General features: G+C 65.2%; 18 protein-coding genes. 4 read left to right on the top strand and 14 right to left on the bottom strand.

Features of this window, described 5'->3' with window-relative positions:
* Positions 1–40: 40 nt before the first annotated feature.
* Positions 41–2,236, bottom strand: coding sequence for an excinuclease ABC subunit UvrB (gene uvrB / locus SMA01S_RS01790; RefSeq protein ID WP_066816609.1), 2,196 nt, complete (start codon positions 2,234–2,236; stop codon positions 41–43).
* Positions 2,237–2,319: 83 nt separating this feature from the next.
* On the opposite strand from uvrB, the gene SMA01S_RS01795 reads away from it, so the two are divergent.
* A complete protein-coding gene (locus SMA01S_RS01795) occupies positions 2,320–2,850 on the top strand; it encodes a DUF3617 domain-containing protein (protein WP_169804160.1) in 531 nt (176 codons plus the stop codon).
* Positions 2,851–2,917: 67 nt separating this feature from the next.
* Here SMA01S_RS01795 and SMA01S_RS01800 read toward each other — a convergent pair whose 3' ends face one another.
* Positions 2,918–3,376, bottom strand: a complete 459-nt coding sequence (locus SMA01S_RS01800) for a hypothetical protein (RefSeq protein ID WP_245649109.1) — start codon at positions 3,374–3,376, stop codon at positions 2,918–2,920.
* 77 nt (positions 3,377–3,453) lie between these two features.
* Positions 3,454–4,629, bottom strand: a complete 1,176-nt coding sequence (locus tag SMA01S_RS01805; RefSeq protein WP_245649110.1) for an MBL fold metallo-hydrolase — start codon at positions 4,627–4,629, stop codon at positions 3,454–3,456.
* Positions 4,630–4,711: 82 nt separating this feature from the next.
* Between SMA01S_RS01805 and SMA01S_RS01810 the strand changes: the two genes are divergently transcribed.
* Both SMA01S_RS01810 and SMA01S_RS01815 read left to right on the top strand, forming a co-directional pair.
* Positions 4,712–4,954 (top strand): helix-turn-helix transcriptional regulator, encoded by a 243-nt coding sequence (locus SMA01S_RS01810; RefSeq protein ID WP_066816617.1) that lies wholly within the window; start codon positions 4,712–4,714, stop codon positions 4,952–4,954.
* The gene (locus SMA01S_RS01815) at positions 4,951–5,460 is read left to right on the top strand and encodes a hypothetical protein (RefSeq protein WP_066816618.1); all 510 of its coding nucleotides are present in this window, start codon (positions 4,951–4,953) and stop codon (positions 5,458–5,460) included. The genes SMA01S_RS01810 and SMA01S_RS01815 overlap by 4 nt, the downstream gene beginning before the upstream one ends.
* A gap of 1 nt (position 5,461) precedes the next feature.
* On the opposite strand, the gene SMA01S_RS01820 is transcribed toward SMA01S_RS01815, so the two are convergent.
* The 7 genes from SMA01S_RS01820 to SMA01S_RS01850 all read right to left on the bottom strand — a co-directional run bounded on the left by SMA01S_RS01820 (position 5,462) and on the right by SMA01S_RS01850 (position 12,177).
* Positions 5,462–6,808 carry a methyl-accepting chemotaxis protein gene (locus SMA01S_RS01820; protein ID WP_066816620.1) on the bottom strand — a complete coding sequence of 449 codons (1,347 nt, stop codon included), beginning with the start codon at positions 6,806–6,808 and terminating at the stop codon, positions 5,462–5,464.
* A gap of 96 nt (positions 6,809–6,904) precedes the next feature.
* Entirely contained in the window at positions 6,905–8,269 is a 1,365-nt protein-coding gene (locus SMA01S_RS01825) for an MFS transporter (protein WP_066816622.1), read from the bottom strand.
* Positions 8,266–8,730 (bottom strand): SAM-dependent methyltransferase, encoded by a 465-nt coding sequence (locus SMA01S_RS01830; RefSeq protein WP_066816625.1) that lies wholly within the window; start codon positions 8,728–8,730, stop codon positions 8,266–8,268. The genes SMA01S_RS01825 and SMA01S_RS01830 overlap by 4 nt, the downstream gene beginning before the upstream one ends.
* 10 nt (positions 8,731–8,740) lie before the next feature.
* Complete coding sequence (locus SMA01S_RS01835) at positions 8,741–9,658, bottom strand: EamA family transporter (protein WP_066816627.1); 918 nt, start codon at positions 9,656–9,658, stop codon at positions 8,741–8,743.
* Entirely contained in the window at positions 9,655–10,137 is a 483-nt protein-coding gene (locus SMA01S_RS01840) for a hypothetical protein (RefSeq protein WP_066816629.1), read from the bottom strand. The genes SMA01S_RS01835 and SMA01S_RS01840 overlap by 4 nt, the downstream gene beginning before the upstream one ends.
* Entirely contained in the window at positions 10,138–10,647 is a 510-nt protein-coding gene (locus SMA01S_RS01845) for a hypothetical protein (protein WP_066816631.1), read from the bottom strand.
* Positions 10,648–10,653: 6 nt separating this feature from the next.
* Positions 10,654–12,177, bottom strand: a complete 1,524-nt coding sequence (locus tag SMA01S_RS01850) for a fumarate hydratase (protein WP_066816634.1) — start codon at positions 12,175–12,177, stop codon at positions 10,654–10,656.
* A gap of 47 nt (positions 12,178–12,224) precedes the next feature.
* Between SMA01S_RS01850 and SMA01S_RS01855 the strand changes: the two genes are divergently transcribed.
* Complete coding sequence (locus SMA01S_RS01855) at positions 12,225–12,944, top strand: haloacid dehalogenase type II (RefSeq protein WP_218016796.1); 720 nt, start codon at positions 12,225–12,227, stop codon at positions 12,942–12,944.
* Positions 12,945–12,946: 2 nt separating this feature from the next.
* On the opposite strand, the gene SMA01S_RS01860 is transcribed toward SMA01S_RS01855, so the two are convergent.
* Genes SMA01S_RS01860 through SMA01S_RS01875 form a run of 4 tightly spaced genes read right to left on the bottom strand, consistent with a single transcriptional unit; the run spans position 12,947 to position 15,151 of the window.
* Positions 12,947–13,465, bottom strand: a complete 519-nt coding sequence (locus SMA01S_RS01860) for a DUF1993 domain-containing protein (RefSeq protein ID WP_066816638.1) — start codon at positions 13,463–13,465, stop codon at positions 12,947–12,949.
* 3 nt (positions 13,466–13,468) lie between these two features.
* Positions 13,469–14,107: a glutathione S-transferase family protein gene (locus SMA01S_RS01865; protein ID WP_218016801.1), complete on the bottom strand. Its 639-nt coding sequence runs from the start codon at positions 14,105–14,107 to the stop codon at positions 13,469–13,471.
* 7 nt (positions 14,108–14,114) lie between these two features.
* Positions 14,115–14,762 (bottom strand): dihydrofolate reductase family protein, encoded by a 648-nt coding sequence (locus tag SMA01S_RS01870; RefSeq protein ID WP_066816867.1) that lies wholly within the window; start codon positions 14,760–14,762, stop codon positions 14,115–14,117.
* A gap of 14 nt (positions 14,763–14,776) precedes the next feature.
* Positions 14,777–15,151 (bottom strand): YciI family protein, encoded by a 375-nt coding sequence (locus tag SMA01S_RS01875; protein ID WP_066816642.1) that lies wholly within the window; start codon positions 15,149–15,151, stop codon positions 14,777–14,779.
* Positions 15,152–15,163: the final 12 nt, after the last annotated feature.

Here is a 15,163-nt window from a genome sequence, read left to right on the forward strand (position 1 = left end):
GACGGAACCGACGCCGGCCCGCTTGTACGGGCGGCATGGGCTATCGCCGACTGCCACTCCCGAACTTCTTCTGCACTTTCCCGTACCGCGTCTTGCGCGTGCCGGGCTTTCCCTCATTCGACCGGCCCATCACCGGCGGCAGCACGCGGTCGTCCGCGGGGAGCCCCAGTTCCTCCGCCTCCAGCGCGCGGATTTCGTCGCGCAGGCGGCCGGCTTCCTCGAACTCGAGGTCGGATGCGGCCTTGCGCATCTTCTTCTCGAGCTCCTCGATATAGGCGCGCAGATTGTGGCCGACCATGTGCGGACGGTCCTCGTCGATCGGGACGGTGACCTGATCCTTCGAGGCGACGTGCGCGATGATGTCGCCGATGTTGCGCTTGATCGTGGTCGGCGTGATGCCGTGCTCGAGATTATATGCTTGCTGCTTCTCGCGGCGGCGGTTGGTCTCGTTGAGCGCGCGTTCCATGCTGCCGGTCATGCGATCGGCATAGAGGATCACCCGGCCCTCGACGTTGCGCGCCGCGCGGCCGATCGTCTGGATCAGCGAGGTCTCCGACCGCAAGAAGCCTTCCTTGTCCGCGTCGAGAATCGCGACCAATCCGCATTCGGGAATGTCGAGCCCTTCGCGGAGCAGGTTGATGCCTATCAGCACGTCGTACACGCCGAGCCTAAGGTCCCGGATCAGCTCGATTCTCTCCAGCGTCTCGACGTCCGAATGCATGTAGCGGACCTTGACGCCCGCTTCGTGCATATATTCGGTCAGGTCCTCGGCCATCCGCTTGGTCAGCGTGGTGATCAGCGTTCGATAGCCCATCGCCGTGGTCTTGTTGCACTCCTGGATGACGTCCTGGACCTGCTCCTCGACCGGGCGGATCTCGACCGGCGGGTCGATCAGGCCGGTCGGGCGGATGACCTGTTCGGCAAAGACGCCGCCGGTCTGCTCCATCTCCCAGCCGCCGGGCGTCGCCGAGACATAGGTCGTCTGCGGGCGCATCGCGTCCCATTCGTTGAACCTGAGCGGCCGGTTGTCGATGCACGACGGCAGGCGGAAGCCATATTCCGCCAGCGTGATCTTCCGCCGATGGTCGCCTCGCGCCATGCCGTTGATCTGGCCGATCGTCTGATGGCTCTCGTCGACGAACAGCAACGCATTTTCGGGCAGATATTCGAACAAAGTGGGCGGCGGCTCGCCCGGAAGCCGGCCGGTCAGGAAGCGCGAATAATTCTCGATTCCAGCACAAGATCCTGTCGCCGCAATCATTTCCAGGTCGAAATTGGTACGTTGTTCGAGCCGCTGCGCCTCGAGCAACTTTCCTTCGATCTGCAATTCCTTGAGCCGTTCGGCGAGCTCGTGCTTGATCGCTTCCATCGCCTGTTTGAGCGTCGGACCAGGCGTCACATAGTGCGAGTTGGCGAACACGCGGACATAGTTCAGGCTGGCGACCTTCTTGCCGGTCAGTGGATCGAACTCGGTGATGTCCTCGATATCGTCGCCGAAGAACGACACGCGCCAGGCGGTGTCCTCGTAATGCGACGGGAAGATCTCCAGCGTGTCGCCCTTCACCCGGAAATTGCCGCGCTGGAAGGCCGCATCGTTGCGCTTGTACTGGAGCGCGACCAGCTTGCGCACGATCTCGCGCTGATCGACCGTCTGGCCTTTTTTGAGGTCGAAGATCATCGCCGAATAGGTCTCGACCGAACCGATGCCGTAGAGGCAACTGACCGACGCCACGATGATCACGTCGTCGCGTTCGAGCAACGACCGCGTCGCAGAATGGCGCATGCGGTCGATCGATTCGTTCACCGAGCTTTCCTTCTCGATGTACGTGTCGGACCGCGGCACATAGGCCTCGGGCTGGTAATAATCGTAATAGCTGACGAAATATTCGACCGCATTGTCGGGGAAGAAGCTCTTGAACTCGCCATAAAGCTGCGCGGCGAGGATCTTGTTCGGCGCGAGGATCAGCGCGGGCCGCTGCAGCGTCTCGATGACCTTGGCCATGGTGAAGGTCTTGCCCGACCCCGTCACGCCCAGCAGCACCTGATCGCGCTCGCCGGCCAGCGCCGCTTCGGTCAGTTCCTTGATCGCGCTCGGCTGATCGCCTGACGGTTCATAGTCGCTGACCAGCTTGAATGCCTTGCCACCCTCGACCTTTTCCGGCCGTTCCGGGCGGTGGGGGACGAAGGACTGACCGGTTTCGGGTTCAGCCAGGCTGGTGCGAATCTGGATTGCCATAGTTCGCGAATATGGTGACTGTCGCGCCAACCCGCAACAAAGCGGGAACGGTCGCGCCGAAATCCATGATGGAGAGAGAAAAAATGCGCACCACCCCCTTGATCCTCGCCGCTACCGCCACGCTCGCGCTGGGTGCCTGCGGAGAGAAAACGAGCTCGACGACGATCACGACCAATTCCGCGACCGGCACCGTCACCACTACCGGCGACGCGCCGCCATCCGCCGCCGCGCTCGGGCTCCAACCGGGCAAATGGGAAACCAAGATGGAAGTCACCGATCTCAAGATGAGCGGGATGCCCGCGGGGATGACCGTTCCCAAGCCAGCGCCGGTGACCACCACCACTTGTATGACGCCGGAACAGGCGTCGAAGGGTCCGGGTGACCTGCTCAAACAGGCCAATACCGACTGCACGATCAACAGCAGCACCTATGCCGGCGGCAAGATTGCGATGGATATGAACTGCAAAATGCCGACCGGCACGATGGCGATGAAGACCACCGGTACCTATACGGCGACGTCGATGGCGTCTGATGCCGAGGTCAGCGTGACCGGCAAGACCTCCATGACCCAGAAGGTGCATACCGAGGCGCATCGCGTCGGAGAATGCAGCTGATCTGAATACACCACCCGTGGCGACGCGATCTTCCGCGTCGTCACGGGCCGCGACCCGCTCAGAAACGCTAATCCGCGCGCCGATACGCGACGCGCCACATCACCACCGCGATGCCGGCCGACATCATGCCCATGACCAAAGCGGTAGCGATGCCGCTCGCCCAGCGGAACAGCAAGGTCCGAGCATCCATCGCGGGCATTTCGACCAAACCGTAGATCCAGGTTTGGCCGCCGAGGAACACGACGAAGCCGATCGCCGCCCCAAGCAACGCCGCGCTGACCGGTCCGCGCCGCCCCGCGGCGTGGAGCAGCATCCAGGGGAAGGCGGCAAGCGCGGTGATGGCAAGCGCGGTCAGCATCGACCCTATGATCAACGCGATGGCCAGCGTGCCGATCGCGAAGGTGCCGCCGAACAGCATCAGCAGCACCGCGATCGCGCCGCCCATCAGCCCACCAGCGCCGATCGCCAGTCCGATGCGATCGAGCGAGGTTTCGTAGCGGCGTCGTTGCGCCATCGTTTGGGACATTGCGACACCCCCTCCCCGGCGCCTCATAGCATCGGGCGCGACCGACCCCAAGCGGTCACGCAACCCGTTGCGATACATCAGCGAAGCGCCGACATCGCCGGCGTATCGAGGCAGCGCAACAGGTCGCTGCGGGCCATTGCCGGCCGTGACGGCTGGGGCGCAAAGGCCGGTATTTCCATGGTCCGGCCGATCCGCACCGCGGCGAATCCGCGCTGCCCGGTGCACGCTTCCGCTGCCGCCAGCAACCGCGGCGGCGTGTCCCATCCCTCGTAAGACAGGCGGAAGGTCCCCCAATGGATCGCGATGGCATGCGCCGCGCCGAGCCGGCGGTACATTTCGACCGCGTCGACCGGCCCGACATGGCTGCCTGCCGCCATCTGCCCGGCGGCGAAACGGAACGCGCCGATCGGGATCAGCGCGAGCCGGATCGGACCATAGGACGCCGCTCGGTCCGCCCATTTGAAATCGCCCGCGCCGGTATCCCCGGCGAAGAACAGGTTGCCGCCGGGCAGTCGCACGACGAATCCCGACCAGAGCGCTCGATTGCGGTCGGCGAACCAGCGGCTGTCCCAATGATGGCTGCGATTGACGACGACGCTCACGCCCGGCCGCACCGCGACTTCGCCACCCCAATCGAGCGCACGCGCCGGTACGCCGGCCTGGCCGATCACGCTGTCATTGCCGAGGCTGGTGACGATCAGCGGATGGTCGCGGTCCCACAGCTTCCTGAGGGTCGCCAGGTCCATATGGTCGTAATGATCGTGACTGACGAGGACGAGGTCGATCTTGGGCAGGTCCGCGAACCGGATACCGGGCTCGGCGACGCGCGTCGGCCCGATCCCGAACGGCCCCGCGCTCTTGCTCCACACCGGATCGGTCAGGATGTTGAGCCCGTTGGTCTGGACCAGCACCGTCGCGTGTCCCACCCAGGTCGCAAGCATCCGCTCGCCGTCGACTCGGGCCGAGGGCTTGGTGGGCGTCACCGCGACGCGATCGGGCCAGAGGGGGCGATTGTCGCGCGCCGTCACATAACGCAGCAGCGTGCCGGTACCGCCCGGCGGCGACAGCGCATCGTCGGCGCCATCGGGATTGAAGAAATGCTCGCCGTCGAAATGGTCGCTGACCGGCCCGCGATAATAACGCGCATCGAGAAACTCGGGGATGATCGCGATCGCCAGGCAGAGGAGAATCACCAGCCACAACAACCCGGCGCCGGCGCGTTTGACCCATTGCATCTTGCCCCTGTGAGGCATCGCCCGCCTTCGAGCAAGCCGATTTGACAAGCGATCCGTTTATTGTGTAAACACAACATATGATCGCGAATATACACTGATTATGCTCTATAACCGCATCGCCCTATTCCGCGCCGAACGCGGCATCTCGCGCAAGGCGCTGGCCGAAGCCGTTGGCGTCAATCCGCAGACGATCGGCTATCTCGAGCGCGGTGACTACAAACCCAGCCTCGAGCTCGCGATGAAGATCGCCGCCGAATTCGAGGTTGCGATCGAGCATCTGTTTTCCTTCACCCCCTTCGAGCCCGTGGCGGCAGTCCTGCGCCGGGCTGGAGACGCAGCATGACGGCCAAACCCCTTACCGAGCGCCTCGACGACATCGCCAATCTCACCGGCATCCCGGCGCTGACCACCCGACCGCCGAAGCGGCGGCCGTTGCGCGGATTGGCGCTCGTCGCCCTCGTGCTCGGGACCGTCGGGATGGCGGTCACCCTGTTCGGTGGCCGCGTCCTGTTGATCGGCGACGGAATATTGTTGGCGGGCTTCGTGCTGTCGGGCTGGCTGCCGTTGATGGGCCCGATCAAGCCCTGGATGTCGTTCACCGAACGCGTCGACGAACTGGACGCGCAAATCCGCGCCAAGGCCTATCTGACCGCGCTGCCCATCATCCTGTTCGCCGCCGTGTGCGGGTTGGTCGGGCTGCCGGTCCTCGCCTGGCTTCAGCACCGCCCGCCTGCGGAAATGGTCGCCTTGGGCGGGTTCGCCGCAATGTATCTGCTGATCCTGTGGAACGCGGTACCAACGCTCCATGCGAGCTGGCGACACCAGCCGGTCGAGGAACTGGACGACTAAATCAGCCCTGATCCTCGTACGCGAATTGCAGGATGCCCCAATGGCGGCCCTGGACCGCGATCGAGGCGATCACCTGCTTGAGCAGCAGTACGCTGCCATCGGCGACCTGACGTCGATAGGCCTTAAGGCAGAACGGGTCGGTGATCTTGCACTGTTGCTGCGTCTCGGTGAACTCGAACATCATCCCACACCGTGCATATTCCACATTCCAGGCATCGTCGCCGGGGCGCTGCGCGTGCGAGCGTTCGGGCATTGCCACCGCGCCGAAGCCGTTGCGGTCGGAGAAGCTCATCCCGAAAAAGCCCTTATAGCTCCGCGCTCGTTCCTGATGCGGCCGCGCCGCGGGGATGATGAACGGCTGAACCGGGTGGGTGTAGAGCGGCGGATTGGTTCCCGGGATCTGCTCATACGTGTCGCGGAACAGATCCGCGATCGAGATCCTGCCATCGGCCACCGCGCGGGTCAGCGCGTCCGACACCTGTTTCGCGGCGTCCAGGCCGAACGCGATATAGGGCGAATCGATCATCTCGACGCCGCTCTCGGCGAAATGCTGGAGCAGGGTGTTGGTATCGTCGCTGACCGTGGTGACCCGGCCCGACAGACGCTGCAACCCGTCGGCATTGGCGCCCGACGTGGTCGACAACGCGCCCAGTCCGGTGCGGATGTTGCCGACCGATTCGACCATCGATCCGATGCGGTCGCTGACGCGCTCGCTCGACATCGACAAATCGCGCATCAGCGCGCCGAGCCGGTCGACCAGTTCCTCGATATCCTTGCTGCCTTGGTGCGCGGTCTTGGCGGTTTCGACGCCATGCGCGACACGATCGAGCATGCCTGCCGCCTCGCCCGCCAGCGCGCCGATCGAGCGTTCGATCGTCTGCGTCGCCGCAGCGGTTTCCTGCGCCAGCTTCTTGACCTCGCCGGCGACCACCGCGAAGCCGCGCCCGGCATCGCCCGCGCGCGCCGCTTCGATCGTTGCGTTGAGCGCGAGCAGATTGGTCTGACTGGCGATTCCGCTGATCACTTGCGTGACGTGGCTGACCGAGGCGAGCGCTTCGTTGAACGCGCCCAAGCTGGCGTGGATGCGGCTGACCTGGTCGATCAGGTCGACGACGTTGGTGGAAGCGTCGGACAGCTGGCGCGTCGAATCCTCGATCACCAGCCGCGCCGCCGCGGTGCTGCGCCGTGCTTCCTCCGCCGCACGCGCGACATCGGTGCCGTCATCGGCCAGCCGCACCGCTTCGCCGCCGATCGTTTCGATCGTCGTCGCCTGCGCGGTCACACGCTCGGCCAGTTCGGTAATGTCTGCCTGCAGGTCGAGCGTCCGGATGCCGAGCTCGCCCGACATTTTGGCCGCCTTCCGTACCGTTGCTGCGATGTCCAACCGCGCCGCCCCCTGAAATCCGCTGCTTTCAGCAACTAAACTGCCAGGGTTAACGAAGCTTTAGGCCCGTTTGGCGGGGACCGAAAACCAGCCAGCGACGCCGGCGGTCACCGCCACCGCCGCGGCCAGTAACATTGCCGCATGAAAAGCCTCGATCGAAACCCCGCGTCCCCCGCCCGTCAGCACCAGCCCGATCATCGCGACCGCGACCATGCCGCCGATCCTGGCGGTCGCGTTGTTCACGCCCGATGCGGCCCCGGCGTGGTGGCGATCGACCGATGCCATCACTGCGTTCGTCAGCGGCGCGACGGCGGCGGTCATGCCGATGCCGATCAGCAGCATCGGCGGCAGAATATGCGGGACGAACTCGATCGCGGCGCCGGGAATGATCCGCATCGCGGCGAAACCGGCCGCGACCAGCAACGGCCCCGCCGCCAGCATCCAACGCGCGCCGATCCGCTCGGCCAGCGCGCCCGCTGCGCGCGATCCCGCGCCCATGATCAGCGGCAACGGCAGGACCGCCGCACCCGCCGCGGTCGCCCGCCACCCGGTCGAGATCAACAGATAGGGGAGCAACAGCAGGACGCCGCTCAGCGCCGCATAGAGCAGGAAAGTCAGCAATGTGATCGCGCTGAAGCTCCGCGTGCCGAACAGGCCGAGCGGCACCATCGCGCGCGCGCCGCACCGGCTTTCCCACCACAAGAACGCCGCCGACGCGGCCATCCCGCCCGCAATGTAATAAGCCGCACCATGCCCGCCGGAAGTCGCGATCGTCAGCCCCCAGACCAGCAGTCCGAGCCCGATCGTCGCGAACGCACCGCCCGGCCAATCAGGTTTCGCCGCCTCCGGATCGTGCCCGCCCTGGACCGCGACCACCGCCAAGACGGCAGCGGCGACGGCAATCGGCACGATCAGCCCGAACACCCAGCGCCAGCCGACCGCGTCGACCAGCCAGCCACCGACGATCGGCCCGATCGCCGCCCCGATCGCGCCCGCCGCCGCCCAGGTCCCGATCGCCTTGGCGCGCGCCTCACCATCGAAATCGGCGCCCAGGATCGCGAGACTCGCCGGCGTCAGCAAGGCCGCGCCGATACCCTGCGCGACGCGCGCGGCGATCAACCAGCCGAGCGTCGGTGCCGCCATGCAGCCGATCGACGCGAGCGCGAACAGCAACAGCCCCGCCAGGAACACCGTCTTGCGCCCCAGCGAATCCGCCATCGCGCCGCCGATCAGGACCAGCGCAGATAACGGCAGCATATAGCCATTGACGATCCACTGGATTCCCGCCGCATCCGCCTCGAGCGCCTTCGCCATCGCGGGCAAGGCGACATTGACCACCGATCCGTCGATCATCGCGACACTCGACCCCAGCACCGTCGCCCATAACGCACCTGTGCTGGCCTTGCCGGGCGCGGCGCCGGTCATGCCTGCCAATATCCCGCCATCAACTCGCTTGCCCAATCGGGCTGGCGCACGTCGCCGCGTGGCAGGAATTCGCGCAACACCGGCTTGATGTCGATCACCGGCGTGCCGTCGATCGCGTCGAGACCGCGGACGTGAAGCCGCGTCCCCTCGACCTTCTCGATCCGGCAGATCGTAATGCCGATCCGGTTGGGTCGGTTCTTGCCGCGCTGCGCGAAGATGCCGACCAGCGGCCAGTCGGCGCGGTTGCGCGGATGGCGTGCCCCGGTCTCGATCTTGTCCGACGGCACGCGATCGAACACAAAGGCGATCTCGGCGTGGCTGAAGTCCTCCAGTCCGGCCAGCGCCTCCGGTCCGAAGCGCGGCTCGAGTTCGATCACCGCGGTCTCGCGGTCCCAATCGTCGTCGACCGCTTCCGCCCGGCCGCCACGCACATGAGCGATCGCTTCGATATCGAACGCCATGCCTGTCTCCTCACCATGCGCCGGCGAGCGCGAGCACTACGCCGATCGCGACCAGCAGCAACCCCGCGACTTCGCTTCTGGCGGTCTTCTCGCCCAGATAGAAATGCGCGAACCCCATGGTGAAGGCGACTTCCACCTGGCCGACGATCCGCACCAGCGCGACCGGCGCCGACGCGAACCCGGTGAACCAGCAGGCCGAAGCGACCGACGACATCAACCCCACCTGCCCCGCGGTCCGCCATTCGGCGAACACCTTCGCCACCTGGTCACGCTCGCGCCAGGCGAGATATCCGCCCTGCATCAACGCCTGCAGCGCAACCGTCACCGCCAAGACGATCAGCGCGGCGCGGACATGATCGCCCGTTCCGACCTCCATCGTAGCGCGGCGGATCGCGATCGTCGTCAGCGCGAACACGAAGCCCGAGGCAATGCCGTAACGCGCCGCGGGCTGGCCGAGCGACCGCAACAACTCGCCCGGCCCCATCCTTTTACCACCGGTCGACAACACCATCACGCCCACCACGCCGAAACCGATCCCTAGCCAGGTGAGAACGCTCAGATGGTCGCCAAGCAGCACGACCGACAGGATCGCGCTCTGAACCGCTTCGGTCTTCGAATAGGCGGTGCCGACAACGAAATTGCGCTCGCCGAACGCCATCAGCAGCAGGTTGGTCGCGATGATCTGCGCCAGCCCGCCCGCCGCACAGAACAGGACGAACCAATGCCCCAGCGCCGGGAACGCCGCGGGCGCGATCAGGAACTGATAGGCCAGCATCATCGCCAGGGCGACTGGCACGCCATAGAGATAGCGGACCAGCCCCGCCGCATTGACCGACAAGGTCCGCGACATGCGCCGCTGCACCGCAGTCCGCCATGCCTGGAGTGCTCCCGCGAGCAAGGTCGCGGGCAGCCAGATCGGGAAACTCACGCCTCGCGAGCCTGAACGGTGCGCGCGAGGAACTCGAGGATCGCCTTCTCGTCCTTGCCCTTGGGTCCGCGGCCGACCCGGAACAGCAATGCGCCGAACGCCATCATCGACAGCGGAATGCCGCCGAAGATGCCCCAGAATTCGAACGGCGCCCCGGTCGCCGCCGAGTATGCGGCGATGACCAGAAAGATCGACAGGAACCCAAACCAGAAGATCATGAAGCAGGTGACGTTACTCGCCGGCCCGATCTTTCCCTCGATCCGCGTTCCGCTGCCGTCGGGCTGCATCGTCGCGACCAGCCGCACGTTTATGTTGGTCCGAACGTTGGTCCGGTAGACGAACAGCATCATGTCCTGCTCGCTGCCATGCCCGGTAACACCCGCCTTGGGCTTGGCATCCTCGCCACCGAGCACGTCGCGCAGCTTCTTCGCCAGCGTAACGGGGTCGAGCGGGGAGTGGAGGATGACGCGGCGAGCCATTCAGCCTGTGCTCTGCCCCGAACCGGTTGCAATGACGAAATCGATCAGACGCTGGCAAACCGTGTTCGCACCGACCATCGAAATCGCAGTGATACCAAATGGCGCCAATAGATGCACCAGCAGGAAGGGGATCAGAAACCAGGGCGCACCCTGTTGGAACGGGTGGTCCGATAGCATGGCCGTCATGAACATCAGGTCGAAACACACCCAAAGGACAAGGAAGAAGCGCAGGAACATCGGCGCACCGAAGCGGCCATCGAACCGCGTGTCGCCCGAAGATGAAACGAGCCGCCCGGTAAGACGCGGCGCCATGTTAGAATTGAGGGCACTCGCGTGCCACTCGATCGACAGGCGCTCGTCGCCAATTCGGCCGACCACCTTCTCGAAATGGAAAGGCCACCACCGAGAACGCACCTGCGCCCTAAGCCGGTCGGCGACTTGCTGCGGGCTTGTACGCTCCGCGACCTTGAAACTGACGGGCCTTCCGAGAATGAATTCCAGATAGCCCATCCGCCTTCACGCCTTCTCTAGCAGCTTCTGTTTGGCGATCTTCTCGCGCCACACCAACGGGGCCAGTTGGTGGACGTTGTTCCCCTCGCTGTCGACCGCCACCGTCACCGGGAAATCCACCACTTCAAACTCGTAGATCGCTTCCATCCCGAGGTCCTCGAACCCGACGACCTTCGACCCCTTGATCGCGCGCGCCACCAGATAGGCCGCGCCACCAACCGCCATCAGATAGGCCGACTTCGCATCCTTGATCGCCTCGGTTGCCGCGGGACCGCGCTCGGCCTTGCCGACGCAGGCGAGCAGGCCCTGGTCGAGCATCATGCGCATGAACTTGTCCATGCGGGTCGCAGTGGTCGGGCCCGCCGGGCCGACGATCTCCTCGCCGACCGGATCGACCGGGCCGACATAATAGATCACTCGGCCCTTGAAGCTGACCGGCAGTTCCTCGCCTTTCGCCAGCATGTCGGCGATACGCTTGTGCGCGGCGTCGCGGCCGGTCAGCATCTTGCCGTTGAGCAATAGCCGGTCGCCCTGCTTCCAGCTCTGCACCACCGCTGGGGTCAGCGTGTCGAGATCGACGCGGATCGCCGCCTTGTCCGGCGTCCAGTTGACGTCGGGCCATTCGTCGAGCTTGGGCGCTTCGAGAAAAGCCGGCCCCGACCCATCGAGCGTGAAATGCGCGTGGCGCGTCGCGGCACAATTGGGGATCATCGCCACCGGCTTGCCCGCGGCATGGCACGGCGCGTCCATGATCTTGACGTCGAGGATGGTGGACAGGCCGCCCAGCCCCTGCGCGCCGATGCCGAGCGCGTTGACCTTGTCGAAAATCTCGATGCGCAGCGCCTCGATATCGGTCTTCGGCCCGCGCTCCTTCAGCGTCGCCATGTCGATCTGTTCCATCAGCGCCTTCTTGGCGAGCAGCACGCAATGCTCCGCCGTCCCGCCAATGCCGATGCCGAGCATGCCCGGCGGACACCAGCCCGCACCCATCTGCGGCAGCATCTCGAGCACCCAGTCGACGATCGAATCCGACGGGTTCATCATCTTGAACTTGGACTTGTTCTCCGACCCGCCGCCCTTGGCCGCGACGTCGACCGACACCCGGCTGCCGGGCACCATCTCGACATGGAGCACGCACGGCGTGTTGTCCTTGGTGTTGCGCCGGGTGAACGCGGGATCGGCCAACACCGACGCGCGAAGCTTGTTCTCGGGGTTCAGGTAGGCGAGCCGTACGCCTTCATCGATCACCTCCTGCATCGACCGCGACGTGTCGTCGAGGCGGCAATCCATCCCCCATTTGACGAACACGTTGACGATCCCGGTATCCTGGCAGATCGGCCGATGCCCCTCGGCGCACATCCGGCTGTTGGTCAGGATCTGCGCGATCGCGTCCTTGGCCGCAGGCGACTGTTCCGCCTCGTAAGCGGTCCCGAGCGCGCGGATATAATCCATCGGGTGGTAGTAGGAGATGAACTGGAGCGCGTCGGCGACGCTCTCGATCAGATCGGCTGCGCGAATGGTCGTGGTCATGAGCGGGCCCTCTAGCGCCGAGCGTGGCGATGAAACAAGAAGGAGTGATGAGACTTCCCAAGGCCCTCGCTTTCGACGTGTTCGGCACGGTGGTGGATTGGCGCGGCGGAATCGCTCGCGAGGCCGCTCCGTTGCTCGAACAGTTGGGCCGCAGCGACATTACGCCCGAGGAGTTCGCCGACGGCTGGCGCGCGCGGTATCAGCCCGCAATGGCGCGCGTGCGGTCGGGCGAGCGTCCTTTCGTGATTCTCGACACGCTTCATCGCGAGACACTGGAAGATTTGCTGGTCAGTCTCGACATCGACCCCGCCGCGGTCGGCGACGCGCGGTTGCACGAGCTGACGCTCGCCTGGCACCGGCTCGATCCCTGGCCCGACGCGGTCGACGGGCTGACGCGGCTGAAGCAACGCTTTCCGATCGTGACTTTGTCGAACGGCAATATCGCGCTGATGCTGGACATGGCGCGCCGTGCGGGACTGCCGTGGGACGCGATCCTGGGTGCCGAGGTGAGCGGACACTACAAGCCCGACCCGGAGGCCTATCTGGCCACCGCCCGCCAGCTCGCCATACAACCCGACGAACTCTGCCTTGTCGCCGCGCACCATAGCGACCTTGGCGCGGCACGCGCCGCCGGCCTGCTGACCGCCTATGTCGATCGCCCGATGGAATATGGAGGCCGTCCGGCGCCTGATCGTCACTTCGCGCAGGTTTGGGAATGGAGCGTCGCCAGCCTGATCGAGCTGGCCGACTTGCTCGCCGAACCCTGAGCCTACAGCGTCCGCAACCGCCCCTCATAATCGCGCTTGCCGATCGGCACGCCCCGCGTGCGCAAGATGTCGTAGGCGGTGACGGCGTGGAAATGGAAGTTGGGCAGCGAAAAGGAGAGGATGAAGGTCTCCGCCGTGAAAGCGAGCCTGCGCGGGCCGATCTGCAAGTCCAGTTCCTTGCCCGCGCAGCCGTTGACCTCATCCGGCGTGAATGTCGTCAGCGCGGTTTCCGCCTCACCAACCATCGCTCGCAAGTCGGCGAACGGCATCGATCCGATGAGCGGCGGCGGATCGAACACGCCGGTCGTCAACGCTTTCACGCCCCAGGCGGCATGATGCGTCAGGGCTTCGATCTGGAAATGAAACGGGGCCATGTCGGGATAGAGGCGCGCGTCGACGAAATCGTCCGGGTCGGCGCCAGTCTCTTCGCAATGCCGAACCGCGCGGTCGAGAAACCCCGCGACGGCGCCCACCGTCTGCCGGAAGGTCGGCACGCTGAGGTCGTAAAGGGAGATCGCCATCGGCTAGTCCCTCCCTTCGGGCGCGCCCAACGGGAAGTAATGCCGATAGGGCCGCGCCTCGTCGAGCGCACGCGCGTAGCTCGGGCGGGCGAGCAGGCGGTCGCGATAAGCCCAGACGTTCGCGAACGACTTGGGGATTGCGTGGCTCCAATCGGCGTAGAGTAATGCCGGCGCCGCCGCACAGTCGGCCAGGCTGAACGCGTCACCCGCAGCCCAGTCCCGGCCCGCGAGGTGTTTGTCGAGTATCGCGTACGCCGTATCGAGCGCGCCTTGCCACCTGACATCGTCCCTGGCTTCGCGGCCGAGTGCCCCATAGACAATGCGTTGCTGGGGATAGCTGACATAATTGTCGAAGAAGCGGTCCCACATCCGCACCTCGACCGCGGCGTCCCGATCGGCCGGGATCAACGGTTTGTCGGGATATCTGGCGTCAAGATATTCGATGATCGGCGACGTATCGAAGACCAGCCTGTCACCATCGGTCAGTACCGGGAACCGCCCGATCGGCCAGAGCGCGGCGAACTCGCTCGCCACCGGCTCGCTGCCGTCGAGCATCACTTCCTCGAAGGCCACGCCCTTCTCGTAGAAGGCCGTCTTGGCCTTCTGGCAGTAGGATGAGAAGGGATGTGCGTAGAGCTTCAGTGTCAAGTCACTTCCCCTTCGCCAACACGATATGCAGCGCGCGCTCGCCCATCACCTGCTCGGTCGGGGCATAGCCGAGGGCGCGCAGGTCGATCCCCTGGAACATCGCTTCTCCCTGCCCCAGTACGACCGGCGACACGGCGTAATGGAGTTCGTCGATCAATCCGGCCTGAAGATATTGCCGCACGGTCGACACGCCCCCGCCGATCTTGACGTCGAGGTCGCCGGCCGCGGCGCGCGCCTGCTCGAGCGCACTCTCGATCCCGTCGGTGACGAAGATGAAGGTCGTCCCGCCCTCCATCTCGATCGGCGGATGCGGATGATGCGTCAGAATGTAGGTCGGCGCATGGTAAGGCGGATTGTCGCCCCACCAGCCCTTCCAGTCGGTCCCGTTCCACTCGCCGCGGATCGGGCCGTACATGTTGCGGCCCAGGATGAACGCGCCGAAGCCGGTCATCGCGCGCTCGCCGAAATCGTTGTCGATCCCGGTCTCGCCGTCCCCTTTTCCGATCATGGTCTGGAAGAAGCGCGTCGGGAAGAACCAGCCGTGCACCTCTCGGCCGTTCTTGCCGAGCGGATCATCCAGGCTCTGCTCGGGTCCGGCACCGAACCCATCAACCGATACCGAAAACGCGCCGACACGTACCTTACCCATCATCTCTCTCCCACTCACGGCCGCTCGATGAAATCGATCGGACGCACTTCGATTCCGCCGCGCCCGAATTTGTCGCCGAGATGCGTTCCCGGATGCAGCTTCGCGATCTCGACCGCCCCGTCGATATCATCGGCCTCGACAATGAAGAAGGCGCCGAACGGCTCCGGGGTGACGGCATAGGGGCCGGCGGCGTCGACCACGGCGCCGCTTTCGACGCGCAAGGTCCGCGACTGCTCAGGCATGCCGAGCGCGCCGATCAGTTCGACCTTGCCGCTCGCCTTCAGCGCCGCATCGTGCGGAGCACAGATCGCGCCGATCTCCTCGAAATCCGCGGGCTTCAGTTCGGCGAAGCGCGCTGATTCGTAATGGCAAAGGCACAGGAACTTCATCGCATCCTCCTC

Source organism: Sphingomonas mali NBRC 15500 (assembly GCF_001598415.1).
GTDB lineage: Bacteria > Pseudomonadota > Alphaproteobacteria > Sphingomonadales > Sphingomonadaceae > Sphingomonas > Sphingomonas mali.